The organism is Blastococcus mobilis, from assembly GCF_900188025.1.
GTDB lineage: Bacteria > Actinomycetota > Actinomycetes > Mycobacteriales > Geodermatophilaceae > Blastococcus_B > Blastococcus_B mobilis.
This window is the reverse complement of sequence record NZ_FZNO01000009.1, coordinates 137853-161192: the sequence shown is the minus strand read 5'-3', so window position 1 is coordinate 161192 and position 23340 is coordinate 137853. Positions and strand designations below refer to the sequence as shown.

General features: G+C 71.1%; 38 protein-coding genes. 5 read left to right on the top strand and 33 right to left on the bottom strand.

Features of this window, described 5'->3' with window-relative positions; translation table 11 throughout:
• Positions 1–19: 19 nt before the first annotated feature.
• The 3 genes from moeA to CHB94_RS10410 are packed head-to-tail and all read left to right on the top strand — an operon-like array spanning position 20 to position 2189.
• Positions 20–1222 carry a molybdopterin molybdotransferase MoeA gene (gene moeA, locus CHB94_RS10420; RefSeq protein ID WP_089336490.1) on the top strand — a complete coding sequence of 401 codons (1203 nt, stop codon included), beginning with the start codon at positions 20–22 and terminating at the stop codon, positions 1220–1222.
• Positions 1219–1692 carry a cyclic pyranopterin monophosphate synthase MoaC gene (gene moaC / locus CHB94_RS10415; protein WP_089336489.1) on the top strand — a complete coding sequence of 158 codons (474 nt, stop codon included), beginning with the start codon at positions 1219–1221 and terminating at the stop codon, positions 1690–1692. The genes moeA and moaC overlap by 4 nt, the downstream gene beginning before the upstream one ends.
• Positions 1689–2189, top strand: a complete 501-nt coding sequence (locus tag CHB94_RS10410; RefSeq protein WP_089336488.1) for a MogA/MoaB family molybdenum cofactor biosynthesis protein — start codon at positions 1689–1691, stop codon at positions 2187–2189. Before moaC ends, CHB94_RS10410 begins: the two co-directional genes overlap by 4 nt.
• Before the next feature lie 148 nt (positions 2190–2337).
• Here CHB94_RS10410 and fdhD read toward each other — a convergent pair whose 3' ends face one another.
• Positions 2338–3174, bottom strand: a complete 837-nt coding sequence (gene fdhD / locus CHB94_RS10405; RefSeq protein ID WP_089336487.1) for a formate dehydrogenase accessory sulfurtransferase FdhD — start codon at positions 3172–3174, stop codon at positions 2338–2340.
• A gap of 40 nt (positions 3175–3214) precedes the next feature.
• On the opposite strand from fdhD, the gene mobA reads away from it, so the two are divergent.
• Both mobA and CHB94_RS10395 read left to right on the top strand, forming a co-directional pair.
• Positions 3215–3865 (top strand): molybdenum cofactor guanylyltransferase, encoded by a 651-nt coding sequence (gene mobA, locus CHB94_RS10400; RefSeq protein WP_089336486.1) that lies wholly within the window; start codon positions 3215–3217, stop codon positions 3863–3865.
• 55 nt (positions 3866–3920) lie between these two features.
• Positions 3921–4586 carry an NAD(P)H-binding protein gene (locus tag CHB94_RS10395; protein ID WP_089336485.1) on the top strand — a complete coding sequence of 222 codons (666 nt, stop codon included), beginning with the start codon at positions 3921–3923 and terminating at the stop codon, positions 4584–4586.
• A gap of 66 nt (positions 4587–4652) precedes the next feature.
• On the opposite strand, the gene truA is transcribed toward CHB94_RS10395, so the two are convergent.
• The 32 genes from truA to rplC all read right to left on the bottom strand — a co-directional run bounded on the left by truA (position 4653) and on the right by rplC (position 23340).
• Positions 4653–5582: a tRNA pseudouridine(38-40) synthase TruA gene (truA, locus tag CHB94_RS10390; protein WP_254920554.1), complete on the bottom strand. Its 930-nt coding sequence runs from the start codon at positions 5580–5582 to the stop codon at positions 4653–4655.
• Entirely contained in the window at positions 5521–5958 is a 438-nt protein-coding gene (locus CHB94_RS10385; RefSeq protein ID WP_254920553.1) for a hypothetical protein, read from the bottom strand. The genes truA and CHB94_RS10385 overlap by 62 nt, the downstream gene beginning before the upstream one ends.
• Entirely contained in the window at positions 5955–6566 is a 612-nt protein-coding gene (gene rplQ, locus CHB94_RS26565; protein ID WP_089336484.1) for a 50S ribosomal protein L17, read from the bottom strand. The genes CHB94_RS10385 and rplQ overlap by 4 nt, the downstream gene beginning before the upstream one ends.
• Positions 6567–6818: 252 nt before the next feature.
• On the bottom strand, positions 6819–7883 hold the full coding sequence (locus tag CHB94_RS10375; protein ID WP_089336483.1) for a DNA-directed RNA polymerase subunit alpha: 1065 nt from the start codon (positions 7881–7883) through the stop codon (positions 6819–6821).
• A 151-nt stretch (positions 7884–8034) separates the two neighbouring features.
• On the bottom strand, positions 8035–8661 hold the full coding sequence (gene rpsD, locus CHB94_RS10370; RefSeq protein ID WP_089336482.1) for a 30S ribosomal protein S4: 627 nt from the start codon (positions 8659–8661) through the stop codon (positions 8035–8037).
• A gap of 35 nt (positions 8662–8696) precedes the next feature.
• The gene (gene rpsK, locus CHB94_RS10365; RefSeq protein ID WP_026857037.1) at positions 8697–9104 is read right to left on the bottom strand and encodes a 30S ribosomal protein S11; all 408 of its coding nucleotides are present in this window, start codon (positions 9102–9104) and stop codon (positions 8697–8699) included.
• Between the two features lie 111 nt (positions 9105–9215).
• Positions 9216–9596 (bottom strand): 30S ribosomal protein S13, encoded by a 381-nt coding sequence (rpsM, locus tag CHB94_RS10360; protein WP_089336481.1) that lies wholly within the window; start codon positions 9594–9596, stop codon positions 9216–9218.
• Between the two features lie 14 nt (positions 9597–9610).
• Positions 9611–9724 carry a 50S ribosomal protein L36 gene (gene rpmJ / locus CHB94_RS10355; RefSeq protein ID WP_012950458.1) on the bottom strand — a complete coding sequence of 38 codons (114 nt, stop codon included), beginning with the start codon at positions 9722–9724 and terminating at the stop codon, positions 9611–9613.
• A gap of 70 nt (positions 9725–9794) precedes the next feature.
• The gene (infA, locus tag CHB94_RS10350) at positions 9795–10016 is read right to left on the bottom strand and encodes a translation initiation factor IF-1 (RefSeq protein ID WP_012950459.1); all 222 of its coding nucleotides are present in this window, start codon (positions 10014–10016) and stop codon (positions 9795–9797) included.
• 374 nt (positions 10017–10390) lie between these two features.
• On the bottom strand, positions 10391–11248 hold the full coding sequence (gene map / locus CHB94_RS10345; protein ID WP_254920552.1) for a type I methionyl aminopeptidase: 858 nt from the start codon (positions 11246–11248) through the stop codon (positions 10391–10393).
• Positions 11249–11263: 15 nt separating this feature from the next.
• On the bottom strand, positions 11264–11869 hold the full coding sequence (locus CHB94_RS10340) for an adenylate kinase (protein WP_089336480.1): 606 nt from the start codon (positions 11867–11869) through the stop codon (positions 11264–11266).
• Complete coding sequence (gene secY / locus CHB94_RS10335) at positions 11869–13179, bottom strand: preprotein translocase subunit SecY (protein WP_089336479.1); 1311 nt, start codon at positions 13177–13179, stop codon at positions 11869–11871. Before secY ends, CHB94_RS10340 begins: the two co-directional genes overlap by 1 nt.
• Before the next feature lie 115 nt (positions 13180–13294).
• Positions 13295–13738 carry a 50S ribosomal protein L15 gene (gene rplO, locus CHB94_RS10330; protein ID WP_089336478.1) on the bottom strand — a complete coding sequence of 148 codons (444 nt, stop codon included), beginning with the start codon at positions 13736–13738 and terminating at the stop codon, positions 13295–13297.
• A gap of 13 nt (positions 13739–13751) precedes the next feature.
• The gene (gene rpmD, locus CHB94_RS10325; RefSeq protein WP_089336477.1) at positions 13752–13931 is read right to left on the bottom strand and encodes a 50S ribosomal protein L30; all 180 of its coding nucleotides are present in this window, start codon (positions 13929–13931) and stop codon (positions 13752–13754) included.
• A gap of 1 nt (position 13932) precedes the next feature.
• The gene (gene rpsE, locus CHB94_RS10320) at positions 13933–14547 is read right to left on the bottom strand and encodes a 30S ribosomal protein S5 (protein WP_089336476.1); all 615 of its coding nucleotides are present in this window, start codon (positions 14545–14547) and stop codon (positions 13933–13935) included.
• A 49-nt stretch (positions 14548–14596) separates the two neighbouring features.
• Positions 14597–15013 (bottom strand): 50S ribosomal protein L18, encoded by a 417-nt coding sequence (rplR, locus tag CHB94_RS10315; RefSeq protein WP_089336475.1) that lies wholly within the window; start codon positions 15011–15013, stop codon positions 14597–14599.
• The gene (rplF, locus tag CHB94_RS10310; RefSeq protein ID WP_089336474.1) at positions 15013–15552 is read right to left on the bottom strand and encodes a 50S ribosomal protein L6; all 540 of its coding nucleotides are present in this window, start codon (positions 15550–15552) and stop codon (positions 15013–15015) included. Before rplF ends, rplR begins: the two co-directional genes overlap by 1 nt.
• A 14-nt stretch (positions 15553–15566) precedes the next feature.
• On the bottom strand, positions 15567–15977 hold the full coding sequence (gene rpsH / locus CHB94_RS10305; protein WP_089336473.1) for a 30S ribosomal protein S8: 411 nt from the start codon (positions 15975–15977) through the stop codon (positions 15567–15569).
• 128 nt (positions 15978–16105) lie between these two features.
• The gene (locus tag CHB94_RS10300; RefSeq protein ID WP_089336472.1) at positions 16106–16291 is read right to left on the bottom strand and encodes a type Z 30S ribosomal protein S14; all 186 of its coding nucleotides are present in this window, start codon (positions 16289–16291) and stop codon (positions 16106–16108) included.
• Positions 16292–16308: 17 nt separating this feature from the next.
• Complete coding sequence (rplE, locus tag CHB94_RS10295) at positions 16309–16893, bottom strand: 50S ribosomal protein L5 (RefSeq protein WP_089336471.1); 585 nt, start codon at positions 16891–16893, stop codon at positions 16309–16311.
• Between the two features lie 5 nt (positions 16894–16898).
• Complete coding sequence (gene rplX, locus CHB94_RS10290) at positions 16899–17273, bottom strand: 50S ribosomal protein L24 (RefSeq protein WP_438264934.1); 375 nt, start codon at positions 17271–17273, stop codon at positions 16899–16901.
• A gap of 2 nt (positions 17274–17275) precedes the next feature.
• Positions 17276–17644, bottom strand: coding sequence for a 50S ribosomal protein L14 (gene rplN / locus CHB94_RS10285; RefSeq protein ID WP_089336470.1), 369 nt, complete (start codon positions 17642–17644; stop codon positions 17276–17278).
• 215 nt (positions 17645–17859) lie between these two features.
• Positions 17860–18162: a 30S ribosomal protein S17 gene (gene rpsQ, locus CHB94_RS10280; RefSeq protein WP_089336469.1), complete on the bottom strand. Its 303-nt coding sequence runs from the start codon at positions 18160–18162 to the stop codon at positions 17860–17862.
• Entirely contained in the window at positions 18159–18392 is a 234-nt protein-coding gene (gene rpmC, locus CHB94_RS10275) for a 50S ribosomal protein L29 (protein ID WP_089336468.1), read from the bottom strand. Before rpmC ends, rpsQ begins: the two co-directional genes overlap by 4 nt.
• A complete protein-coding gene (rplP, locus tag CHB94_RS10270; RefSeq protein WP_089336467.1) occupies positions 18392–18808 on the bottom strand; it encodes a 50S ribosomal protein L16 in 417 nt (138 codons plus the stop codon). Before rplP ends, rpmC begins: the two co-directional genes overlap by 1 nt.
• 3 nt (positions 18809–18811) lie before the next feature.
• Positions 18812–19726 carry a 30S ribosomal protein S3 gene (gene rpsC / locus CHB94_RS10265; protein ID WP_089336466.1) on the bottom strand — a complete coding sequence of 305 codons (915 nt, stop codon included), beginning with the start codon at positions 19724–19726 and terminating at the stop codon, positions 18812–18814.
• Positions 19726–20205: a 50S ribosomal protein L22 gene (gene rplV / locus CHB94_RS10260; protein WP_089336465.1), complete on the bottom strand. Its 480-nt coding sequence runs from the start codon at positions 20203–20205 to the stop codon at positions 19726–19728. The genes rpsC and rplV overlap by 1 nt, the downstream gene beginning before the upstream one ends.
• A 20-nt stretch (positions 20206–20225) precedes the next feature.
• A complete protein-coding gene (gene rpsS, locus CHB94_RS10255; protein ID WP_089336464.1) occupies positions 20226–20507 on the bottom strand; it encodes a 30S ribosomal protein S19 in 282 nt (93 codons plus the stop codon).
• A gap of 23 nt (positions 20508–20530) precedes the next feature.
• A complete protein-coding gene (rplB, locus tag CHB94_RS10250) occupies positions 20531–21364 on the bottom strand; it encodes a 50S ribosomal protein L2 (RefSeq protein ID WP_089336463.1) in 834 nt (277 codons plus the stop codon).
• A gap of 79 nt (positions 21365–21443) precedes the next feature.
• The gene (gene rplW, locus CHB94_RS10245; RefSeq protein WP_089336462.1) at positions 21444–21746 is read right to left on the bottom strand and encodes a 50S ribosomal protein L23; all 303 of its coding nucleotides are present in this window, start codon (positions 21744–21746) and stop codon (positions 21444–21446) included.
• The gene (gene rplD, locus CHB94_RS10240; protein ID WP_089336461.1) at positions 21743–22678 is read right to left on the bottom strand and encodes a 50S ribosomal protein L4; all 936 of its coding nucleotides are present in this window, start codon (positions 22676–22678) and stop codon (positions 21743–21745) included. Before rplD ends, rplW begins: the two co-directional genes overlap by 4 nt.
• Complete coding sequence (rplC, locus tag CHB94_RS10235; RefSeq protein ID WP_089336460.1) at positions 22675–23340, bottom strand: 50S ribosomal protein L3; 666 nt, start codon at positions 23338–23340, stop codon at positions 22675–22677. Before rplC ends, rplD begins: the two co-directional genes overlap by 4 nt.

Genomic DNA, 23340 nt, shown 5'->3' with positions numbered 1-23340 from the left:
ATCGGTCAGGATGTGCCCCGTGCGCACGGTCGAGGAACACCAGGCAGTGGTCGCCGCGCTGCTCCCTCCCCTCCCCGAGGAGGAGGTCCCCCTCGCCGCGGCCCACGGCCGCGTGCTGGCCCGGGACGTCGCCGCGAGGGTCGCGCTTCCTGGCTTCGACAACTCCGCGATGGACGGCTACGCAGCCCGCTGGGCCGAGGTGGCGGGCGCGTCCCGGGCAGCTGTCCGGCTCACCGTCGCCGAGGACATCCCGGCCGGGCGGACCGACGTCGTCCCGCTGGCGCCGGGCACCGTGCACCGGATCATGACCGGCGCCCCGCTGCCGCCCGGCGCCGATGTCGTCGTCCCGGTGGAGCTGACCGACGGTGGCACCGACGTCGTGGAGATCCGGGACGCTCCCCCCGCCGGCAGCCACCTCCGGGCCGCGGGCGAGGACATCACGCAGGGGACCACGGCCCTCCAGGCCGGCAGCCCGCTCGGTGCCGCCCAGCTCGGGCTGGCCGCGGCCGTGGGCGTCACGTCCCTGCCCGTGCGCAGGAAGCCGCGCGTCCTGATCCTGTCCACCGGCAGCGAGCTCGTCGCGCCGGGACAGCCGCTGCTGCCGGGGCAGATCTACGAGTCCAACTCCCAGCTGCTGGTCGCCGCGGTCGAGGACGCCGGCGGGGAGGCACGCCGGCTGCACTTCGTGCCCGACGACGTCGACCAGTTCCTCGACACCGTCCGCGCCGAACTGGCCACCGCGGACCTGCTGATCACCAGCGGCGGCGTCAGCGCGGGCGCCTACGAGGTGGTCAAGGACGCCTTCCGCGAGCTGGGCACCGTCGAGTTCGTCAAGGTGACCATGCAGCCGGGCGGGCCGCAGGGCGCCGGCACGGTCGACGGCGTGCCCGTCGTCACCCTGCCGGGCAACCCGGTCAGCGCGTTCGTCTCCTTCGAGGTGTTCGTCCGCCCCGCACTGCGGCGCGCCCTCGGGCACACCTCCCCCGACCGGCTGCACGTGCCGGCCCGGCTGGCCGGGGCGCTGCGCTCCCCCGCCGGACGGCGCCAGTTCCTGCGCGGCCGGTACGACGGAGGCCGGGTCTCCCAGGTGGGTGGTCCCGGCTCGCACCTGGTCGCCCACCTGGCCCGCGCGAACTGCCTGGTGGTGGTCCCCGAGGACGTCACCGAACTGCCCGCCGGCGCCGAGGTCGACGTCGTGCTGATCGAAGGAGCGCTGCAGTGAACGAGCAACGCCTGACGCACGTGGACGAGAGCGGGGCCGCCCGCATGGTCGACGTCAGCGCCAAGCCGGTCACCGCGCGAGAGGCGACCGCTGCCGGCCGGGTGCTGGTCAGCCCCGAGGTGATCGACCTGCTGCGGGGGCGCGGGGTGCCGAAGGGGGACGCGGTCGCCGTCGCGCGGATCGCCGGGATCGCCGGGGCCAAGCGGACGCCGGACCTGGTGCCCCTGTGCCATCCGATCGCCCTGCACGGCGTCACCGTCGACGTCGACGTGACCGACGACGGCATCGACATCACCGCGACCGCCCGCACCGCCGACCGCACCGGGGTCGAGATGGAGGCGCTCACCTCGGTGGCGGTCGCCGGGCTCACGATGATCGACATGGTGAAAGCCGTCGACCCGCGGGCTGCGATCACCGACATCCGTCTGCTGGCGAAGTCCGGTGGCAAGAGCGGGGACTGGACGCGGTGACGACCGAGCTGCCGGCGAACGCGCGGGCCGTCGTCGTCACGGCCTCCAACCGGGCGGCCGCGGGTGTCTACGCGGACCGCAGCGGGGAGACCCTGGCCGCCGGCCTGCGCGAGCTCGGCTTCGCGGTCGAGGGCCCGCACGTGCGGCCCGACGACGTCGAGGAGCTCGAGGCGGTGCTGCGCGCCGCGGTGGACGTGGGTTTCGACGTCGTCCTCACCACGGGCGGCACCGGACTGTCCCCCACCGACGTCACCCCCGAGGCCACGCGCCGGGTCCTGGAGCGCGACGCACCCGGCATCGCCGAGGCGGTGCGCCGGTACGGGGCCGAGCAGGGTGTACCCACGTCGGTGCTCTCCCGCGGCCTCGCCGGCACGGCGGGCCGCACACTGATCGTGAACCTGCCGGGGTCGACCGGCGGCGTCCGCGACGCCCTGGTCGTCCTGGGTCCGCTGCTCCCCCACGTCGTCAGCCAGCTGCGCGGCGGCGACCATGCCTGATCGCGGTCCTCCGGACCGCACCGCGGCCACGTGCCGTCCCGGCCTGCGCTGAGCCAGCCCGCCCCTCGGTCGCGGGAGCCTCCGGCCCCCACTCCTCGGTCCGCCTCGCAGGGCGTCCCGCGTCTGCCGGCCTCGCGGGGCGACTCCCCTACCCCACCTCCGGCAGGACGATCCGGTCCTGGTGGGTGTAGACGTTGCAGCCGTCGCCCCGGAGGAACCCGACGAGGGTGATGCCCACCTCCCGGGCCAGCTCGACAGCCAGGGACGACGGCGCCGACACGGCCGCGAGCACCGGGATGCCCGCCATCGCCGCTTTCTGGGTCAGCTCGAAGCTGGCCCGGCCGCTCACCATCAGCACGTGCCCGGCCAGGGGCAGCCGGCCCTCGCGGACGGCGTCGCCGATGACCTTGTCGACGGCGTTGTGCCGGCCGACGTCCTCCCGCAGCGCCCCCAGCTCGCCGGCCGCGGTGAACAGCCCGGCCGCGTGCAGCCCGCCGGTCTTCTCGAACACCTGCTGCTCGGCACGCAACCGGTCCGGCAGCGCGAGGAGCACCTCCAGGGGCACCCGCGCGCCGTCGGCGGCCACGTCGTAGGAGGTCCTGGTCCGGATCGCGTCGATGCTCGCCTTCCCGCAGACACCACAGGAGCTGGACGTGTAGAAGTTCCGCTCCAGCCCGGTGTCGGGCACGGGCACGCCGGGCGCGAGGTCGACGTCCACGACGTTGTAGGTGTTGCGACCGTCGGCGTCCACCGAGTCGCAGTAGCGCAGGCCGGCGACGTCGTCGTGCCCGGCGATCACGCCCTCGGTCGCGAGGAAGCCGTGCACGAGGTCGAAGTCGTCCCCCGGCGTCCGCATGGTCACCGCCAGCGGCGTGCCGGCGAGGCGGATCTCCAGGGGCTCCTCGGCGGCCACGGTGTCGGGCCGGGTGGAGTGCTGCGGCCCGCGGATGCGTAGCACCGGTGTCCGGCTGGTGACTCGTCCCACGCGGAGGACGGTACCCACCTCCTCGCTCTACGGTGACGCAGTGGACCCGCTCCCGCCCTACACGGCCGTCGTGCTGGCCGGCGGCAAGGCGGCCCGGTTGGGCGGCCAGGCGAAACCACAGCTGATCGTCGGTGACCGCCCGATCCTGGCCGCCGTCCTCGACGCGGTGAGCGACGCCGAACGCCGCATCGTGGTGGGTCCCCCGCAACCCGTCCCGGACGATGTCCTGCTGGCCCGCGAGCAGCCGGTCGGGGGCGGCCCGGTGGCCGCCATCCGCGCCGGGCTGGCAGCCACCGGTACCGACGTGGTCCTCGTGCTCGCCGGCGATCTCCCCTTCCTGACGGCGGAGCTGGTCGGCCGGCTGCGGGAGCACCTCACCGGCGACGGCGTCCTGGTCGTGGACGACACCGGCCGCGACCAGTACCTGCTGGGCGCGTGGCGGACGACCGCCCTCCGGGGGGCGGTCACCGCTGCCCAGGGGCCGACGTCCCTGCGCAAGGTGCTCGCGCCCCTGGCGGTCCGCCGCCTGCGGCCGGAGGTGCCGGCCGGCCGGCCACCCCCCTGGCTGGACTGCGACACCCCCGCGGACCTGGCGCGCGCCCGGACCATGGCGCGGGCCGTGGCCGCCCGGGAAGGGCGCGCCAGGCCGCCGGCCCGCCCGCAGTTCCTCGCGCCCCCCGACCCCGGGTGAGCAGCTGACCGTCGCGCCGGTGTGCCGGCGGGCGCGGCGCGGGTAGGGCGGGTCCATGCGCATCGTCCTCGCCGGCGGCCACGGGCAGGTCGCCCGCCGCCTCGGCCGTCTGCTGTCCGCCCGCGGTGACACCGTCGTCGGGATCGTCCGTGATCCCCGCCACGAGGCCGACCTGCGCGACGACGGCGTCGAACCGGTCGTGCTCGACCTCGAATCCGCCTCGGTCGACGACGTGGCCGCCGTCGTGCACGCCGCGGAAGCGGTCGTCTTCGCCGCGGGCGCCGGCCCGGGCAGTGGGGCCGCGCGCAAGGACACCGTCGATCGAGCGGCCGCGGTCCTGCTCGCCGACGCCGCCGAACGGGCCGGGGTACAGCGCTACCTGCTCGTCTCGTCGATGGGGGTGGACTCGGTCGCCGGCGGTGGCCGGCCCGAGGGTCTCGACGACGTCTTCGTCGCCTACCTGCGCGCCAAGCTCGCCGCCGAGGAGGGCGTGCGGGCTCGCCCCGGGCTCCGGACGACGGTCCTGCGGCCGGGCGGCCTCACCGACGAACCAGGCACCGGCCGGGTCGCCCTGGACCGGCACGTGGAGCGCGGCAACGTCCCGCGGGACGACGTGGCGGCCGTGCTCCTCGCCCTCCTGGACGCCGACCCCGACGGCGTGGTCCTGGAGCTGGTCAGCGGGTCGACCCCGATCGACGACGCGGTGGCGGCCATCGGCTGAGCCGGACGAGGCCGACCGGCGGAGCCGGGGCGTCTCCGGCCTGCCGGCCGAACCCCTCGTCGACCGCTAGGCCGGTGAGGTCTCCCGGCGCGCACGGGTGATCTGCGCACGAGCTGCCAGCTCCTCGTCGATCGGGTAGTCGACGCGCACCAGGGTCAGACCGCCGGCCGGCGCCACGGGCACCTCGCTGGACCGCTCGGTGCGGGCGAACAGGGCGGCCGGCCACTCCGGAGGGCGGCGGCCTTCCCCGACGGCGGTCAGCGCACCGACGAGGCTGCGCACCATCGAGTGGCAGAAGGCGTCCGCCGACGCCGAGACGGTGACGAGACTGCCGGTGCGGACGACGTCGAGCGCCAGGAGCGTGCGGATGGTGGTGGCACCCTCGCGGCGGCGGCAGAAGGCTGCGAAGTCGTGCTCCCCGAGCAGCAGGTCCGCGGCCGCCGCCATCGCGTCCGCGTCCACTGCGCGGGGCCATCCCACCGTGTCGGCGCGTCGCAGCGGGGGTGGGCCTGAGGGGTCGTCGGTCAGCCGATAGACGTAGTGGCGGCCGAGCGCACTGAACCGGGCATCGAAGTCGGGATGTGCCTCGACGACCGCGGGAACGGCGATGTCCGGCGGCAGCACGCCGCGGAGGCGCCGGACGAGCCGGTGCTCCTGCTCCCGCCACGTCCCGGTGGGCACGTCGCAGTGGGCGACCTGCCCGGTCGCGTGCACGCCCGCGTCGGTCCGCCCGGCCACGGTCAGGTCGACCGGGACGCGCAGCACCATGGACAGCGCCTGCTCGAGCTCCCCCTGGACGGTGCGTTGCCCGGGCTGCCGCGCCCACCCGTGCAGCTCCGTGCCGTCGTAGCTGACGGCCAGTCGAAGACGGACGAGCCCGCCACCGTTGCCGGTGACGGGCTCGTCGGGGTCATGCGTGGTGCTCAGCGACCGCTCACTTGGGGTCGGGAGCGGCGTCGCCCCCCTGGTAGAGGGTGCCGGAGGTCGCGGCGTCACTCAGCTCCGCGGCCTCGATCTCGGCCGCCGCGGCGGCGGCGAGCTCGGGCGACAGGGCCGGGTCGTCGACGACGGCCGCGTTCTGCCGCTGCGGCTCCGGGTTCACGGCACCGTCGTCCTGGCGCTCGCCGTCCGGGCTGAACACGTCGGTGACGGTCTCCTGCGCCTCCGCGTCGACCGACCCGTTCACCACGGCCGGGGACGTGTCCCCACCGGGCCCGGTCGTCTCGCCGTCGAGGGTCGCCCCCTGGTCGCCGCCGCCCACGCGCACGCCCACCGCGCCGGCGTTGCCGCCCGTACCCGGAGCGCCCTGCTGCGGCGCGGCGTCGCCGTCCGCGGCCTCGGCGGCCGGGACAGGGGCGTCGGGGTCACTCACCGTGCGCCGTCCGTGGCCTCGGCGTCGCCGGGGGACTCCGCGTCAGCGGCGACGACGTCGGCGTCCTCGGAGGACGCGTCCTCGGCACCGTCCGCGGCGACGGCCTCGTCGCCGGCGTCCGCGTCCGTGGACTCGGCGTCCTCGAGCGCGTCGGCCGTGACCTCGCCCGAGGCGGCGGCCGACCCGGCGCCCGACGCGAACGTGGTGCCGCGCGCACGCTCGGCCTCGCCGACCGCCTGCTGACCGACGGTCAGGGCCTCGACCAGCTCGATGACCGCCATGGGGGCGTTGTCGCCCTTGCGGGGGCCCACCTTGGTGATCCGGGTGTAGCCACCGGGACGGTTCTCGTAGCGAGGACCGATCTCGGCGAAGAGGGTGTGGACGACGTCCTTGTCACGGATGGTCGTCATCACCTGACGACGGGCGTGCAGGTCACCGCGCTTGGCGAAGGTCACCAGCTTCTCGGCCAGGGGACGCAGGCGCTTCGCCTTCGTCTCGGTGGTCGTGATCCGCCCGTGCTCGAACAGCGAGGTGGCCAGGTTGGCCAGCATCAGCCGCTCGTGCGCGGGAGACCCGCCGAGACGGGGGCCCTTGGTGGGGGTGGGCATGTCGGTCCTTCCTCAAGCGGCCGGGCGGTGCGTGCTCGGCTGCATCCGTGGTGGTGCGTCGTCCGGGTCGTGCTGCGTTCCTGAGTGGTGCCCTGGTGTCGCGGCTGCTGCTCGCGTCCAGTGTCGCTGCACCGAGGGCGGCGCCGGACGGCGGGTTCCCCCGCCGTCCGACCGGCCCCGCTGCAGGGCCCCACCGTGGCCCCGTCCAGGGTCCCACCTTGGGCGTGCGAAGGGTGGGAGGACGGGGTCCTTTCAGAGCTGCTCGGTCTCCTGGAAGGAGGCGTCGCTGTACTCGACGTCGGCGTACTCGGGCGAACCCTGGTACGCGTCGGTCTCGTAGCCCTCGTCGTAGCTCTCGATCGAGGTGGGGATGAACCCGGGCGGGCTGTCCTTGAGCGCGAGACCCATGGCCGCCAGCTTCATCTTGACCTCGTCGATCGACTTGGCCCCGAAGTTGCGGATGTCGAGGAGGTCGGCCTCGGAACGGGTGACGAGCTCACCGACGGTGTGCACGCCCTCGCGCTTGAGGCAGTTGTAGGACCGGACGGTGAGGTCCATGTCCTCGATCGGCATCGAGAAGTTCGCGATGTCGGCGGCCTCGGCCGGGCTCGGGCCGACCTCGATGCCCTCGGCGTCGACGTTCAGCTCGCGCAGCAGGCCGAACAGCTCGACCAGGGTCGAACCGGCAGACGCGATGGCGTCCCGCGGGGCGATCGACGGCTTGGTCTCGACGTCGACGACCAGGCGGTCGAAGTCGGTGCGCTGCTCGACACGGGTGGCCTCGACGGCGTAGGTCACCTTGAGGACCGGCGAGTAGATGGAGTCGACCGGGATGCGGCCGATCTCCTGGCCGGGCTGCTTGTTCTGCGGCGCCGGGACGTAGCCGCGGCCACGCTCGACGACCAGCTCGATCTCGAGGCGGCCCTTGCCGTTGAGGGTCGCGATGTGCAGGTCGGGGTTGTGCACCTCGACACCGGCCGGGGGCGCGATGTCGGCGGCGGTGACCTCGCCGGGGCCCTGCTTGCGCAGGTACATGGTCACCGGCTCGTCCGAGTCGGAGCTGACGACCAGACCCTTGAGGTTGAGGATGATCTCGGTGACGTCCTCCTTGACGCCCGGCACGGTGGTGAACTCGTGCAGGGTGCCCTCGATCCGGATGCTGGTGACAGCAGCGCCGGGGATCGAGGAGAGGAGCGTGCGGCGCAGGGAGTTGCCGAGGGTGTAGCCGAAGCCGGGCTCGAGCGGCTCGATGACGAACCGCGAGCGGGACTCGGTGATCGTCTCCTCGGTGAGGGTGGGGCGCTGTGCGATGAGCATGGTGGATCTCCTTCTGGTCCTCCGGCGACCGCCATATGACGCCGTGAGGGGGTGGTGCTGGCTCCGGCGGGCATCTGTCCGCCCGCCGGAGCCGTGGCCCCGTCCCGAGGCCACCCCCGAGCTTGCGAGGGGTGAGGAGGACGGGGTCCTCTTACTTGGAGTAGAGCTCCACGATCAGCTGCTCCTGGACCGGGGTGTCGATCACCTGGCGGGCCGGGATGCTGTGCACGAGCACGCGCAGCTGGCTGCTGATGACCTCCAGCCAGGCCGGCACGGGACGCTCGCCGGCGCGGGCCTGGGCGATCTCGAACGGCAGCATCGTGCGCGACTTCTCCGCGACCTCGATGATGTCGTTCTCGCTCACCCGGTAGGACGGGATGTCGACCTTGCGGCCGTTCACCCGGATGTGGCCGTGACGCACCAGCTGGCGGGCCATGTCGCGGGACTCGGCGAAGCCGGCCCGGTAGACCACGTTGTCCAGCCGCGACTCCAGGATCTGGAGGAGGACCTCGCCGGTCTTGCCGGTCTTGCGGTTGGCCTCTTCGTAGTAGCCGCGGAACTGCTTCTCGAGGACGCCGTAGATGCGGCGGGCCTTCTGCTTCTCACGGAGCTGGAGCAGGTACTCGCTGTCCTTGGTGCGGCCACGGCCGTGCTCGCCCGGCGGGTAGGGCCGGATCTCGATCGGGCACTTCGGGGACTCGCACTTGCTGCCCTTGAGGAACAGCTTCATCTTCTCGCGCCGGCACATGCGGCAGTCGGCTCCGGTGTAACGGGCCACGTCAAATACTCCTGATTCGTCTCGTCAGTGACCGGTCAGACCCGGCGGCGCTTCTTGGGGCGGCAGCCGTTGTGCGGCTGCGGCGTCACGTCCTGGATCTGTCCGACCTCGAGCCCGGTGGCCTGCAGGGAGCGGATTGCCGTCTCGCGACCGGAGCCCGGGCCCTTCACGAAGACGTCGACCTTGCGCATGCCGTGCTCCTGCGCCTTGCGCGCAGCGTTCTCGGCAGCCATCTGCGCCGCGAACGGCGTGGACTTGCGCGAGCCCTTGAAACCGACGTGGCCGGCGGAGGCCCAGCTGATCACGTTGCCGTTGGGGTCGGTGATCGACACGATCGTGTTGTTGAACGTGCTCTTGATGTGCGCGGCGCCGTGGGCGACGTTCTTCTTCTCCTTGCGGCGGACCTTCTTGGCACCAGCCGCGGTGCGAGCCCTGGGAGGCATGTCTCTCCGGATCCTTGACGTTGCTATGGCCTGGGGGTGCTGCCAGAGGCAGCCCGCTGGCGCGCCGTCGCTCCCGCCCTCACGGGTCGCCGCGACGGCACGCCACGCGGCTTACTTCTTGCCGGCCTTCTTCTTGCCGGCGATGGTCTTGCGCGGGCCCTTGCTCGAGCGCGCGTTGGTCTTGGTGCGCTGACCGTGGACCGGGAGCCCACGGCGGTGCCGCAGCCCCTGGTAGCAGCCGATCTCCACCTTGCGGCGGATGTCGCCGGCCACCTCGCGGCGCAGGTCACCCTCGACGCGGAAGTGCTCGTCGATGTAGTCGCGCAGCTTCAGCAGGTCCTCGTCGCCGAGGTCCTTGACGCGCAGATCGGGGCTGACGCCCGTCGCGGCCAAGGTCTCCTTCGCGTGCGCCTTGCCGATGCCATAGATGTAGGTGAGCGCGATCTCCATCCGCTTCTCGCGGGGCAGGTCGACGCCAGCCAGTCGTGCCATGTTCGCGTACTCCCTCAGCCCTGGCGCTGCTTGTGCCGGGCGTTGTCGCAGATGACCATGACCCGGCCGTGCCGGCGGATCACCTTGCACTTGTCGCAGATCTTCTTCACCGACGGCTGGACCTTCACCGGTGCCGCCCCTCATTCCTCAGATCGTGTGCCGCCGCGGCTCTGCCGGTGGGCAGTCGCGGTCGAGCGGTTACTTGTAGCGGTAGACGATGCGACCGCGGGTCAGGTCGTAGGGCGAGAGCTCCACGACCACGCGGTCCTCGGGCAGGATGCGGATGTAGTGCTGACGCATCTTGCCGCTGATGTGGGCGAGCACCCGGTGCCCGTTCTGCAGCTCGACCCGGAACATCGCATTGGGCAGCGGCTCGACGACGCGACCCTCGACCTCGATGGCCCCGTCCTTCTTCGCCATTCCCTACACGCGCTCCTTGACTCGGTGGTCCATGTCCTCGCGCACCCAGGGAGGAACCCCGTCGGACGCGCTCGGTGGTTGCAGATCAGGTGGTGCAGGCGCTCTCGCGAGGGCGTCCCGCATCGTGCGGCCACAGCACGACGACGAGACGGCGCGAACGCCATCGGCCACTATACCGCGGCGTCCCACCACTCACCAACCCGCCCCCCGGGGGGTGAGGGGTGATGGGCAGCACGCCGAGTGGTGGCTCCCCTGCAGCCGATGGCCCGCTGCCCCCCCAGCGTCCAAGCATCCCGTACACCTCGCCCCTCGCACGCTCGGGTGAGCCTCGGGACGGAGCCGGCAACGGGACCCTGCAAGGGGCGGGTCCTGCTTCAGGTGCGGGGCGTGATGCCGAACGGGGCGAGGCCGGCGACGCCGCCGTCCTCGGCCGTCAGCACCCAGGGGCCCTCGGGGGTGATCGCCACGGTGTGCTCGAAGTGCGCCGCACGTGAGCCGTCCTTGGTGATCACCGTCCAGCCGTCGTCGAGCTCCACCGTCGCCGGGTCGCCGACGGTGACCATCGGCTCGATGGCCAGCGTCAGGCCCGGGACCAGCTTGGGTCCCCGGCCGGGGCGCCCGTAGTTCAGGACGTGCGGGTCCTGGTGCATCTCCGTGCCGATGCCGTGCCCGCCGTAGCGGTCCACGATCCCGTACGGGTGCGCCTCGGCGGTGATGGTCCGCTCGACGGCGGCGCTGATGTCGGTCAGTCGCCCACCGGCGATCGCCTTCGCCAGGCCGGCCCACATCGACCGTTCCGTCACGTCCAGCAACGCGGCGTCCTCGGCCGAGGGCTCCCCCACCGTCACGGTGACCGCGGAGTCGCTGTGCCAGCCCTGCAGGATGGCCCCGCAGTCGATGGAGATGTTGTCCCCCTCGGCCAGCCGGCGATCGGGGTCGGGGATCCCGTGCACGATCTCGTGATTGATGGAGGCACAGATGGTGCCGGTGAACCCGTGGTAGCCGAGGAAGTTGGGCACCGCCCCCTGGGAGCGGATGTGGTCCTCGGCGATCGCGTCCAGCTCGCCGGTGGTGACACCCGGCCGGACCGCGGCCTTCACCGCAGCGAGCGCCCCCGCGGTCACGAGGCCGGAGGCGCGCATGAGCTCGATCTCATGCGGTGTCTTGATCTGGATCATGCGTCCACTCCACTTCGCGAGCAGCGGGATGCGGCTCAGGATCCCGGCCGTCATCTGCTGCCCTGCCCGTCAGTCCGCAGTCGGCTGGCCGGGCTCCGACGCACCGCACGCGGTCAGCGCGCGGGCGGTGACCTCCTCGACCTCACCGATCGCGTCGATGCGGCGCAGCAGGCCTTCGGATTCGTAGAACCCGGAGAGCGGGGCCGTCTGTTCCCGGTAGACGCGCAGCCGGTGCCGGACCGTCTCCGGCTTGTCGTCGTCACGCTGGACCATCTCGCCGTCGACGAGCATCCGGCGGCCGGAGAGCCTGCGGACCAGCTCCTCCTCCTCCACGACCAGCTCCAGCACGCAGTCGAGGGCGGACCCGAGGTCGGCCAGCGACTGGCGGAGCTGCTCGGCCTGGGCGATGGTCCGCGGGAAACCGTCCAGCAGGAACCCGGTCTTGGCATCGGGCTCGGCCAGGCGTTCCCGCACCATGGCGACGGTGATCTCGTCGGGGACGAGGTCACCGGCGTCCATGTAGGTCTTGGCCTTCCGGCCGAGCTCGGTCTGGCCGCTCACGTTGGCCCGGAAGATGTCTCCGGTCGAGATCGCCGGAACACCGAACCGGCCGGCGATGATCTGCGCCTGGGTTCCCTTGCCCGCTCCGGGGGGGCCCAGGAGGACGACGCGCACTACTTCAGGAACCCTTCGTAGTTGCGCTGGTTGAGCTGTGTCTCGATCTGCTTCACCGTCTCCAACCCCACTCCGACCATGATCAGCACCGCGGTTCCCCCGAACGGGAAATTCTGGTTCTGCCCCTCCTGCGTGATCGACAGGAACAGGTTCGGTAGCACGGCCACCGTTCCCAGGTAGATGGAGCCCGGCAGCGTGATCCGGGAGAGCACGTACTGCAGGTACTCGGCGGTCGGCCGGCCAGGGCGGATGCCCGGGATGAAGCCGCCGTAGCGCTTCATGTCATCGGCCCGTTCCTCGGGATTGAACGTGATCGACACGTAGAAGTACGTGAAGAAGACGATCAGACCGAAGTAGAACGCGACGTGGACCGGGCTGCTCTGGTCGATGATGTAGTTCTCGAAGAACCGTCGGACCGGACCCGTCTCGTTGCCCTGCAGCTGGGTGATCAGCTGGGGCAGGTAGAGCAGGGACGACGCGAAGATCACCGGGATGACGCCGGCCTGGTTCACCTTCAGCGGCAGGTACGTCGACGTCCCGCCGTACATCCGGCGGCCGACCATCCGCTTGGCGTACTGGACCGGGATGCGGCGCTGGGCCTGTTCGACGTACACGACCGCACCGATGATCAGCAGCGCGAAGGCGCAGACGACCGCGAAGACGATGCCACCGCGGGTCTGGAGGATCGCGCCGCCCTCGGCGGGGATGCGGGCGGCGATCGAGGTGAAGATCAGCACGGACATGCCGTTGCCGATCCCCTTCTCGGTGAGCAGCTCGCCGAGCCACATGATCAGCGCCGTGCCGGCGGTGAGGGCGATGACCAGCACCACCGTCGACCACACGGAGTCCGACGGGATGATGCTCTCGGAGCACCCGGGGAACAGCTGACCGCTGCGCGCCAGGGCGATGATGCCGGTGCTCTGCAGGACGGCCAGGGCGATCGTCAGGTAGCGGGTGTACTGGGTCAGCTTCGCCTGACCCGACTGCCCTTCCTTCTTCAGCTGCTCGAACCGCGGGATCACGACCACCAGCAGCTGCACGATGATGCTCGCAGTGATGTACGGCATGATCCCGAGCGCGAAGACGCTCAGCCGCAGCAGTGCGCCGCCCGAAAACAGGTTGACCAGCGAGTAGATGTCGCGCTGGTCGGAGGCCTGCGCCAGATCGAGGCACCGGTTGATCGCCTCGACGGAGACGCCAGGCCCCGGTACGGCGGCACCCAGCCGGTAGACGGCGATGATCGCCAGGGAGAACAGCAGCTTGCGCCGGAGGTCTGGCGTCCGGAACGCCGCGGCGAACGCCTGCAGCACGTGCCCTCCCCGAGTCGGTCGTGTGAGGTTAGCAACGGACCCGCCCGGAACGACGACGGGCCGGGCAGCAGACGACCCCCGGAGGCGCATTTTTGCGCCCCGGGGGTCGCCGGCGTCAGATACGGGTGGTGCTGCCCCCGGCCGCACCGATCTTGTCGGCAGCGGACGCCGAGAAGGCGTGCGCCTGGACGTCGACCTTGACGCCGCCGAGCTCGCCGGTTCCCAGGACCTTGACCGGCTGGCCGCGGCGGACCGCACCGGCCTCGGCGAGCGAGTCCGGGGTGACCTGTCCGCCCTGGGGGAAGAGCGCCGCGATCCGGTCGAGGTTGACGACCTGGAAGACGACCTTGTTGGGGTTCTTGAAGCCGGAGAGCTTGGGCAGCCGCATGTGCAGCGGGGTCTGCCCGCCCTCGAACCGGGCGTGGGTGTTGCCGCGCGCGCCGGTGCCCTTGGTGCCGCGACCGGCCGTCTTGCCCTTGGAGCCCTCACCGCGGCCGACTCGCGTCTTGGCGGTGTGGGCGCCCGGGGCCGGACGCAGGTGGTGAACTTTCAGAGTCATAGCGAGTCTTTCCTCAGACTTCCTCGACGCGCACGAGGTGCGGCACCGTCGCGACCATCCCGCGGATCTCGGGACGGTCCTCCTGCACGACCGAGTCGTGGATCCGCTTCAGGCCCAGCGACCGCAGCGTCTCGCGCTGGTTCTTCTTGCGCCCGATGGCCGACTTGACCTGGGTGACCTTGAGCTGCGCCATCTCAGACCCCCTGACCCGCACGCGCACGGAGCATGGCGGCGGGGGCGACGTCCTCGAGCGGCAGACCACGGCGGGCCGCGATCTCCTCGGGGCGGACGAGGTCCTTCAGCGCCTGCATCGTGGCGTGCACGATGTTGATCGGGTTCGAGGAACCCAGGCTCTTGGAGAGCACGTCGTGGATGCCGGCGCACTCGAGCACGGCACGCACCGGGCCACCTGCGATGACACCGGTACCGGGGCTGGCCGGCTTGAGGAGCACGACACCGGCCGCCGCCTCGCCCTGCACGGGGTGCGGGATGGTGCTGGCGATGCGCGGCACGTTGTAGAAGTGCTTCTTGGCCTCCTCGACGCCCTTGGCGATCGCCGCGGGCACCTCCTTGGCCTTGCCGTAGCCCACGCCGACCTTGCCGTCGCCGTCGCCCACGATCACCAGGGCGGTGAAGCTGAAGCGCCGACCACCCTTGACGACCTTGGACACGCGGTTGATGGCGACCACGCGCTCGATGTAGTTGCTCTTCTCCGCGGGAGCGCCTCCGGGGCCCCGCCCGCCGTCACGACGGTCGCGGCGGTCGTTGCCGCCGCCGGCGCCGCCGCCGCGTCGCTGTGGTCCTGGCATCAGACGTCCCTCTCGATCTGCTTCTGCACGGTGTTCGCGATGATGGTCATCAGAAGTCCAGCCCACCCTCGCGGGCGCCGTCGGCGAGCGCGGCGATGCGACCGGCGTACCGGTTGCCGCCACGGTCGAAGACGACGGCGGAGACGCCGGCTGCCTTCGCCCGGTCGGCGATCAGGGCGCCCACCTGACGGGCGAGGGCGGACTTGTCGCCCTCGGCGCCCCGGAGACCCATCGTCGAGGCGCTGGCCAGCGTGCGGCCGACGGTGTCGTCGACGAGCTGCACGTGGATGTGGCGCGACGAGCGCTTGACCACCAGGCGCGGACGCTCCGGCGTGCCCTCGACCCGCTTGCGCAGGCGGTTGTGACGGCGCAGCCGCGAGACGCGGCGGGCCGTGCTGATGTCGGTGCCGACGGGCTTGTGGCCGCCGGCGGACTTCCCGTTCGTGGGAGTAGTTGCGGTTGCCATCACTTACCCGTCTTCCCGACCTTGCGCTTGACGACCTCGCCCTGATACCGCACGCCCTTGCCCTTGTAGGGGTCGGGCTTGCGGATCTTGCGGATCTTGGCGGCGACCTCGCCGACCTGCTGCTTGTCGATCCCCGTGACCCGCAGGCGGGTCGGGGACTCGACGGCGAAGGAGATCCCCTCGGGGGCCTTCACCGGCACCGGGTGGCTGAAGCCCAGGGCGAACTCGAGGTCCGAGCCGCGCGCCTGGACGCGGTAACCGACACCGACGATCTCGAGGGTCTTGGTGTAGCCCTCGGTGACGCCGGTGATCATGTTGGCGATGAGCGTCCGCGACAGCCCGTGCAGGGCGCGGTTCTGACGCTCGTCGTTGGGTCGCTGCACCCGCAGCGTCCCGTCCTCGTCGCGCTCGACCGTGATGGGCGAGGCGACCGTGTGGCTCAGCGAGCCCTTGGGGCCCTTCACGTTGACCGTCTGGCCGTTGATGGTGACGTCGACACCGCTCGGGACGGCGATCGGGAGTCGTCCGATTCGTGACATTGCCGTTCGCTCCCTTACCAGACGTAGGCGAGGACTTCCCCACCCACGCCCTTCTTGTTCGCCTGCTTGTCCGTCAGCAGCCCGGTCGACGTCGAGATGATCGCCACCCCGAGTCCGCCGAGCACCTTGGGCAGGGAGTTCGACTTCGCGTAGACCCGCAGACCGGGCTTCGAGACCCGCCGGACACCGGCGATGCTGCGCTCGCGGTTGGGGCCGTACTTCAGATCGATCTGCAGCTGCTTGAAGGTGCTGCCGTCCTTCTCGACGTCGCTGACGGCCCAGCCGGCGATGTAGCCCTCCTGCTGGAGGATCTCGGCGATGTGCGTCTTGAGCTTCGAGGACGGCATGACCGCGCTGTCGTGGTACGCCTGGTTGGCGTTCCGCAGACGCGTGAGCATGTCCGCGATCGGGTCGGTCATCGTCATGTCAGGTGGTGCCTCTCTCGCCGCGGTTCCTCATGCGCTGGGTCTCGGAGACTTGGCGCTGGGCCTCTCGGCGATCAATGGTGCCGTGGTGCGGCCGGGGCGAGCGCCCCGGCCGGGTGGTGCGGTGCTTACCAGGAACTCTTGCGCACGCCGGGGAGCTCCCCGGCGTGGGCCATCTCCCGCAGGCAGATCCGGCAGAGGCCGAACTTGCGGAAGACGGAGTGGGGACGACCGCACCGCTGGCAGCGGGTGTACCCGCGGACCGCGAACTTGGGCTTGCGGGCCGCCTTGTTGATCAGAGCCTTCTTGGCCATGGTTGTCTCCTACCGGCTCAGCGGATGGTGGTCACGACGGGCTGGCCGGCGAAGGGGAAGCCGAGCTGGCGGAGCAGCTCGCGACCCTCCTCGTCGTTCGTGGCGGTGGTGACCAGCGTGATGTCCATGCCGCGCTGCCGGTCGATCTTGTCGACGTCGATCTCGCGGAACATCGACTGCTCGTTCAGGCCGAACGTGTAGTTGCCGTGGCCGTCGAACTGCTTGGGGCTCAGCCCGCGGAAGTCACGGATACGGGGCAGGGCCAGCGACAGCAGCCGGTCCAGGAACTCCCACATCCGGTCCCCGCGCAGGGTGACCTTGGCGCCGATGGGCATGCCCTCGCGCAGCTTGAACTGCGCGATGGACTTGCGGGCCCGGACGACCGCCGGCTTCTGACCGGTGATCGCGGTCAGGTCGCGGACGGCGCCGTCCATCAGCTTGGCGTCACGAGTGGCCTCGCCGACGCCCATGTTGACGACGATCTTCGTCAGCCGCGGGATCTGCATGACGTTCTCGTAGCCGAACTCCGACTGCATCGTCGGCGCGATGGTCTCGCGGTAGTGGGCGAGCATGCGGGGCAGCTCACGCGTGGGTGCACTCATGGCGATCAGAGGTCCTTACCGGTGCGCCGCGAGACCCGGATGCTGCGGCCGTTGTCGTCCTTGCGGTAACCGACCCGGGTCGGCTTGTCCTCGGAGTCGATCACCATCACGTTGCTCACGTGGATGGGAGCCTCCTGCGTGACGATCCCGCCCTGCTGGGCGCCGCGCTGGGTCGAGCTGATGCGGGTGTGCTTCTTCACGCGCCCGACGCCCTCGACCAGGACACGCTGGACCGCCGGGAAGGCCGCGATGACGCGACCCTTCGCGCCCCTGTCCTTGCCGGACAGGACGACGACGGTGTCACCCTTCTTGATCTTCATGGACGGCGCCTTCGCCTTGCTGGTGCCGGCCTTGTTGGTGCCCTTGTTCGTGGCAGCCATGATCACAGCACCTCCGGTGCGAGCGAGATGATCCGCATGAAGCGCTTGTCGCGGAGCTCGCGGCCCACGGGGCCGAAGATGCGCGTACCGCGCGGGTCGCCGCTGTCGCGGATGATGACCGCGGCGTTCTCGTCGAAGCGGATGTAGGAACCGTCGGGACGACGCCGCTCCTTCACCGTGCGGACGATGACGGCCTTGACCACGTCGCCCTTCTTGACACCGGCGCCGGGCAGGGCGTCCTTCACGGTGCCGACGATGATGTCGCCGATGCCCGCGTAGCGTCGCCCGGAACCGCCGAGCACCCGGATGCAGAGGATCTCCTTTGCACCGGTGTTGTCGGCGACCCGCAGTCGCGACTCCTGCTGGATCACGTCCTACTCCCAAATCTCAGTGGTGACAGCCGGGCCGGATCGGTGAACCGGCTGTCCGGCACCCGCGTGCCGACGCACCGACGGCCTGCGCCGCCGGTGCGTCGTGCACGGGAGCCGGGATGCGGCGCGCACCCGGGAGGCGCGCGCCAGTCGTCCAGCGTACTCGTACGTGCTGGTGCGTGTGATACGGCCCCGGAAGGCCGCCTTCGAGCTGCTTACTTGGCCTTCTCGAGGACCTCGACCAGCCGCCACCGCTTGGTGGCCGACGTCGGCCGGGTCTCCATGATCTGCACACGGTCACCGATGCCGGCGACGTTCTGCTCGTCGTGCACCTTGAGCTTGTTCGTCCGGCGGATGACCTTGCCGTAGAGGGCGTGCTTCACACGGTCCTCCACCTCGACGACGATGGTCTTCTCCATCTTGTCGCTCACCACCAGGCCCTCGCGGACCTTGCGGTACCCGCGCCCGGCCAGGCCGGGGCCGGTCGACGTCGCGCTGACCGTCTGGGGATCGCTCATGCCACACCCTCGTTCGGGGCGACCGAGAGACCCAGCTCGCGCTCGCGCATGATCGTGTAGATCCGGGCGATGTCGCGGCGGACGGTCTGCAGTCGCCTGTTGTTGTCCAGCTGGCCGGTGGCCACCTGGAAGCGCAGGTTGAACAGTTCTTCCTTGGACTCACGCAGCCGCGCGGCGAGCTCGTCGACAGAGAGCTCGCGCAGCTCGGGAGCCGTCAGACCGGCGGCCATCACACTTCTCCTTCACGCGTGATGAAGCGGCACTTCATGGGGAGCTTGTGGATCGCGCGGCGCATGGCCTCGCGGGCTACCGGCTCGGCGACACCCGAGAGCTCGAACATGATGCGCCCGGGCTTGACGTTGGCGACCCACCACTCCGGCGAACCCTTACCGGAACCCATCCGGGTCTCGGCCGGCTTCTTGGTCAGCGGGCGGTCGGGGTAGATCGAGATCCACACCTTGCCGCCACGCTTGATGTGGCGGGTCATGGCGATACGGGCGGACTCGATCTGCCGGTTGGTCACGTACGCAGGCTCGAGGGCCTGGATCGCGTACTCACCGAAATTGATCGCGGTCCCGCCCTTGGCCCTGCCGCCACGGTCGGGGTGGTGCTGCTTGCGGTGCTTGACGCGCCGTGGGATGAGCATGGCTCAGCTCTCCGTGTTCTCGGTGGCCGTCGTCTCGGCGGCCGCGGTGGCCTCCGGGCCGACGGCCTCGGCGACCGTCTGCTCCGGAGGGGCCTCGCCGGCGGTGACGACGACGGCGCTCTCGGTCGGCTCCACGGCCGGGCCGGTGGTCGTCTCGGCTGCCGCGCGGCCGGCCTCGGTCCCGCCGGCGGTGGTGCCGGAGGAGCCGGAGCGGCGCTGCGGGCGCTGGGCCCGCTCGCGGCGCTGCTGGCGGTCGGCGAGCGCCTCGAGGGCCGCACGCTCGGCGCGGGAGCCGCTGACGTCACCCTTGTAGATCCAGACCTTCACGCCGATGCGACCGAAGGTCGTGCGGGCCTCGTAGATGCCGTAGTCGATGTTCGCGCGGAGCGTGTGCAGCGGCACCCGGCCCTCACGGTAGAACTCCGACCGGCTCATCTCCGTGCCGCCCAGGCGACCCGAGCACTGCACCCGGATGCCCTTGACCTGCGGGCTGCGCTGGGCCGACTGCATGGCCTTGCGCATGGCACGACGGAAGCTGACGCGGCTGGACAGCTGCTCGGCGACGCCCTGGGCGACGAGCTGCGCATCGGACTCGGGGTTCTTGACCTCGAGGATGTTCAGCTGCACCTGCTTGCCGGTGAGCTTCTCGAGCTCGCCCCGGATGCGGTCGGCCTCCGCACCGCGGCGGCCGATGACGATGCCCGGCCGGGCGGTGTGGATGTCGACGCGGACCCGGTCACGGGTGCGCTCGATCTCGACCTTGGAGATGCCGGCCCGCTCCATGCCCTTGGACATGAGCTTGCGGATCGCGACGTCTTCCTTGACGTAGTCCTTGTACAGCTTGTCCGCATACCACCGGGACTTGTAGTCGGTGGTGATCCCGAGCCGGAACCCGTGCGGGTTGACCTTCTGACCCACTAGCGGGTCCCTCCCCTCGTCTTGCTCCTGGACTGGTTGCCCTGCTGCTGGGTCGCCGGGCCGGACTGGCCGGTGTCCCGGCGCGCCTTGCGCGACTTCTGCGCGAGGACGGCGCTGGTGGCGACCTCGCTCACCTCGACGGTGATGTGGCTGGTCCGCTTGTTGATGCGGAACGCCCGGCCCTGCGCACGCGGACGGATCCGCTTCAGCGTGGGGCCCTCGTCGACGTAGGCCGCACTGACCACCAGGGCGGCAGGGTCCAGCTGCAGGTTGTGCGCAGCGTTGGCCACGGCGCTGGCCACGACCTTCGCCACCGGCTCACTGGCGCTCTGCGGGGCGAAGCGCAGCAGCGCGAGCGCCTCGTCGGTCGGCAGGTAGCGGATCAGGTCCACCACCCGGCGGGCCTTCATGGGGGTCACACGGACGAACCGGGCCGTAGCCCGGGCGACCGGTGCCTCCTGTCCCAACTGGGAAGTCATCGGAATCTCTCTCTACCTGGTCAACCCCGCCGCGAGCGGCGGTCGTCCTTGATGTGCCCACGGAAGGTGCGCGTGGGGGCGAACTCGCCGAGCTTGTGCCCAACCATCGCCTCCGTCACGAACACCGGGACGTGCTTGCGGCCGTCGTGCACCGCGAGGGTGTGGCCCAGCATGTCGGGGATGATCGTCGAGCGGCGCGACCAGGTACGGATCACGTTCTTGGTGCCCTTGGCGTTCTGTGCGTCCACCTTGGCGAGCAGGTGGTCGTCGACGAACGGGCCCTTCTTCAGGCTGCGTGGCATGTCTGTCGGACTCCTTTACCCGCTCAGCGCTTCTTGTTGGTGCGCCGGCGGCGCACGATCAGGGCATCACTGGCCTTGCGCTTGCGCGTGCGGCCTTCCGGCTTGCCCTTCGGGTTCACCGGGTGGCGCCCACCGGAGGTCTTGCCCTCACCACCACCGTGCGGGTGGTCGACCGGGTTCATGGCGACACCGCGGACGGTCGGGCGCTTGCCCTTCCACCGCATACGGCCGGCCTTGCCCCAGTTGATGTTCGACTGCTCGGCGTTGCCCACCTCGCCGACGGTCGCGCGGCAGCGCACGTCGACGTTGCGGATCTCGCCCGACGGCATGCGCAGCTGGGCGAACCGGCCCTCACGGGCGACCAGCTGGACGCTGGTGCCGGCGGACCGGGCGATCTTCGCGCCGCCACCGGGACGGAGCTCGATGGCATGAACAACGGTGCCGACGGGGATGTTCCGCAGCGGCAGGTTGTTGCCGGGCTTGATGTCGGCCGAGGGTCCGCACTCCACCGTGTCACCCTGCTTGAGCCGGGCCGGCGCGATGATGTAGCGCTTCTCGCCGTCGGCGTAGTGCAGCAGCGCGATCCGCGAGGTGCGGTTCGGGTCGTACTCGATGTGCGCGACCTTGGCCGGCACGCCGTCCTTGTCGGCCCGACGGAAGTCGATCAGCCGGTAGGCGCGCTTGTGACCGCCGCCCTGGTGGCGAGCGGTGACCTTGCCGTGGACGTTGCGTCCACCGCGGCCGTGCAGCGGCCGGACCAGCGACTTCTCGGGATGGTCGCGGGTGACCTCGGCGAAGTCGGCGACGCTGGAGCCGCGGCGGCCCGGCGTCGTCGGCTTGTACTTGCGGATAGCCATGGGTCGTGAGTCCCTGTCTGTTCTCTCTGGTCCGGTCGGATGCTCGGGGTGGTGGGGCGGGCTGGAGAGCCAGCGCGCCTCAGGCGCCCGGGCCGCCGAAGATCTCGATGCGGTCGCCGGGGGCGACGGAGACGATGGCGCGCTTGGTGTTCTTGCGCCGGCCCATCTGCGTGCCCCGGCTGCGCTTGCGCTTGCCCTGGCGGTTGATCGTGTTCACGCCGACGACCTTCACGTTGAAGATCTGCTCGACAGCGATCTTGATCTGGGTCTTGTTCGCCTCGGGCAGCACGATGAAGGTGTACTGGTTGCCGTCGAGCAGCCCGTAGCTCTTCTCGGAGATGACCGGGGCGAGCAGGACGTCCCGGGGGTCGCGGACGCTCATGCCTTCTCCTCGGTGGTCTCGTTCGTGGTGCCGTCCTCGGCGGGCGCCTGTGCGTCCGGACCGGCGTTGGCAGCGGTGGCCTGCTCGACGGGGGCCTTGGCGGCCTCCTCGGGCGTGGCCGGAGCAGCCTTCTTGGCCGGAGCCTTCTTCGCGGCGGCCTTCTTGGCGGGCGCCTCGGCGGCGGTGGCCGTCTCGACGGTGCCCTCACCTTCGGCGGGGGCGATCGAGGGAACGCCACCCGGGGTCACGTGCGTGGCCAGGTCGGGGAGCTCGGACCCCTTCGACCGGCCGGCCACGTACTCGGCCAGCGCGGTCTCGGTGAAGATCACCTCGTCGGCGACCAGCACGTCGTAGGTGTTGAGCTGGCCGGCCTCGATCAGGTGCACCTGCGGCACGTTGCGCAGGCTCACCCAGTTGAGGACGTCGTCCCGGTCGAGCACGACCAGCACGCGCTTGGCATGGGTCACCGCGTTCAACGTCGCCAGGGCGGTCTTGGTCTTCGGGGCGTCACCGTCGACGAAGGCGGACACCACGTGCACCCGGCCCTCGCGGGCCCGGTCGGAGAGGGCACCGCGCAGGGCGGCGGCCTTCATCTTCTTCGGGGTCTTCTTGGTGTAGTCCCGCGGCGTGGGGCCGTGGACGATGCCACCACCGGCGAACTGCGGCGCGCGGGTCGAACCCTGACGGGCCCGGCCGGTGCCCTTCTGCCGGTACGGCTTGGCGCCACCGCCGCTGACCTGACCACGGGTCTTGGTCGAGTGCGTGCCCTGACGGGCCGCGGCGAGCTGCGCCACGACCACCTGGTGCATCAGGGAGACGTTGGCGTCGGCGTCGAAGAGCTCACCGGGCAGCGTGACGCTGCCGGAGGTCTCCCCCGCCGGCGTGCGGACGTCGACCTGGCGGTCGGTGCGCGTGTCGATCGACTGGCTCACTTCTTGTCACTCCCCACGGGGCCACCCTTGACCGCGGAGCGGACGAGGAGCAGGCCACCCTTGGGACCGGGAACGGCGCCCTTGATGAGCAGCAGCCCCCGCTCCGCGTCGACCTTGTGCACGACCAGCGAGAGCGTGGTCGTCCTCACCGCACCCATGCGGCCGGCCATCTTCAAGCCCTTGAACACGCGGCCCGGGGTGGATGCGCCACCGATGGAACCGGGCGACCGGTGCTTGCGCTGGGTACCGTGCGACGCGCCGAGGCCCCTGAAGCCGTGACGCTTCATGACGCCGGCCGTGCCCTTGCCCTTGCTGGTCCCGATGACGTCGACCTTGGCCACGCCGTCGAAGACGTCCGCGGTCAGCTCCTGGCCGACCGTGTAGTCGCCGGCGTCCTCGGTGCGCAGTTCCACCAGGTGCCGCCGCGGCGTGACGCCCGCCTTGGTGAAGTGCCCGCCCTCGGGACGGTTCACCTTGCGCGGGTCGATCTCACCGAAGCCGAGCTGGACGGCGCTGTAGCCGTCGACCTCGGGGGTGCGCACCTGGGTCACCACACACGGGCCCGCCTTGACGACGGTCACCGGCACGAGGCGGTTGTTCTCGTCGAAAACCTGGGTCATCCCCAGCTTCTCGCCGAGGAGACCGCGAAATGTGCTCGCCAT

Excerpts from the sequence above, each read along its gene's own strand:
- rpmC (WP_089336468.1), bottom strand. The coding sequence starts at position 18,392 with ATGGCCGCCGGTCTGACGGCTCCCGAGCTGCGCGAGCTCTCTGTCGAC.
- rplF (WP_089336474.1), bottom strand. The coding sequence starts at position 15,552 with ATGTCACGAATCGGACGACTCCCGATCGCCGTCCCGAGCGGTGTCGAC.
- CHB94_RS10375 (WP_089336483.1), bottom strand. The coding sequence starts at position 7,883 with ATGCTCATCGCACAGCGCCCCACCCTCACCGAGGAGACGATCACCGAG.
- rplC (WP_089336460.1), bottom strand. The coding sequence starts at position 23,340 with ATGGCGAGCACATTTCGCGGTCTCCTCGGCGAGAAGCTGGGGATGACC.
- rplX (WP_438264934.1), bottom strand. The coding sequence starts at position 17,273 with ATGGCTGCCACGAACAAGGGCACCAACAAGGCCGGCACCAGCAAGGCG.
- rplP (WP_089336467.1), bottom strand. The coding sequence starts at position 18,808 with ATGCTCATCCCACGGCGCGTCAAGCACCGCAAGCAGCACCACCCCGAC.
- CHB94_RS10395 (WP_089336485.1), top strand. The coding sequence starts at position 3,921 with ATGCGCATCGTCCTCGCCGGCGGCCACGGGCAGGTCGCCCGCCGCCTC.
- rpsS (WP_089336464.1), bottom strand. The coding sequence starts at position 20,507 with ATGCCACGCAGCCTGAAGAAGGGCCCGTTCGTCGACGACCACCTGCTC.
- map (WP_254920552.1), bottom strand. The coding sequence starts at position 11,248 with ATGACGGCCGGGATCCTGAGCCGCATCCCGCTGCTCGCGAAGTGGAGT.
- rpmD (WP_089336477.1), bottom strand. The coding sequence starts at position 13,931 with ATGGCGCAGCTCAAGGTCACCCAGGTCAAGTCGGCCATCGGGCGCAAG.
- rplQ (WP_089336484.1), bottom strand. The coding sequence starts at position 6,566 with ATGCCCACCCCCACCAAGGGCCCCCGTCTCGGCGGGTCTCCCGCGCAC.
- rpsH (WP_089336473.1), bottom strand. The coding sequence starts at position 15,977 with ATGACGATGACCGACCCGATCGCGGACATGCTCACGCGTCTGCGGAAC.
- CHB94_RS10300 (WP_089336472.1), bottom strand. The coding sequence starts at position 16,291 with ATGGCCAAGAAGGCTCTGATCAACAAGGCGGCCCGCAAGCCCAAGTTC.
- rpsK (WP_026857037.1), bottom strand. The coding sequence starts at position 9,104 with ATGCCTCCCAGGGCTCGCACCGCGGCTGGTGCCAAGAAGGTCCGCCGC.
- rplW (WP_089336462.1), bottom strand. The coding sequence starts at position 21,746 with ATGAGCGTCCGCGACCCCCGGGACGTCCTGCTCGCCCCGGTCATCTCC.
- rplE (WP_089336471.1), bottom strand. The coding sequence starts at position 16,893 with ATGAGTGCACCCACGCGTGAGCTGCCCCGCATGCTCGCCCACTACCGC.
- rplR (WP_089336475.1), bottom strand. The coding sequence starts at position 15,013 with ATGGCAACCGCAACTACTCCCACGAACGGGAAGTCCGCCGGCGGCCAC.
- rplB (WP_089336463.1), bottom strand. The coding sequence starts at position 21,364 with ATGGCTATCCGCAAGTACAAGCCGACGACGCCGGGCCGCCGCGGCTCC.
- infA (WP_012950459.1), bottom strand. The coding sequence starts at position 10,016 with ATGGCGAAGAAGGACGGGGCCATCGAGGTCGAGGGTCGCGTCGTCGAG.
- rpsM (WP_089336481.1), bottom strand. The coding sequence starts at position 9,596 with ATGGCACGACTGGCTGGCGTCGACCTGCCCCGCGAGAAGCGGATGGAG.
- rplO (WP_089336478.1), bottom strand. The coding sequence starts at position 13,738 with ATGACTCTGAAAGTTCACCACCTGCGTCCGGCCCCGGGCGCCCACACC.
- rpsQ (WP_089336469.1), bottom strand. The coding sequence starts at position 18,162 with ATGAGCGATCCCCAGACGGTCAGCGCGACGTCGACCGGCCCCGGCCTG.
- rpsE (WP_089336476.1), bottom strand. The coding sequence starts at position 14,547 with ATGCCAGGACCACAGCGACGCGGCGGCGGCGCCGGCGGCGGCAACGAC.
- rplV (WP_089336465.1), bottom strand. The coding sequence starts at position 20,205 with ATGACTTCCCAGTTGGGACAGGAGGCACCGGTCGCCCGGGCTACGGCC.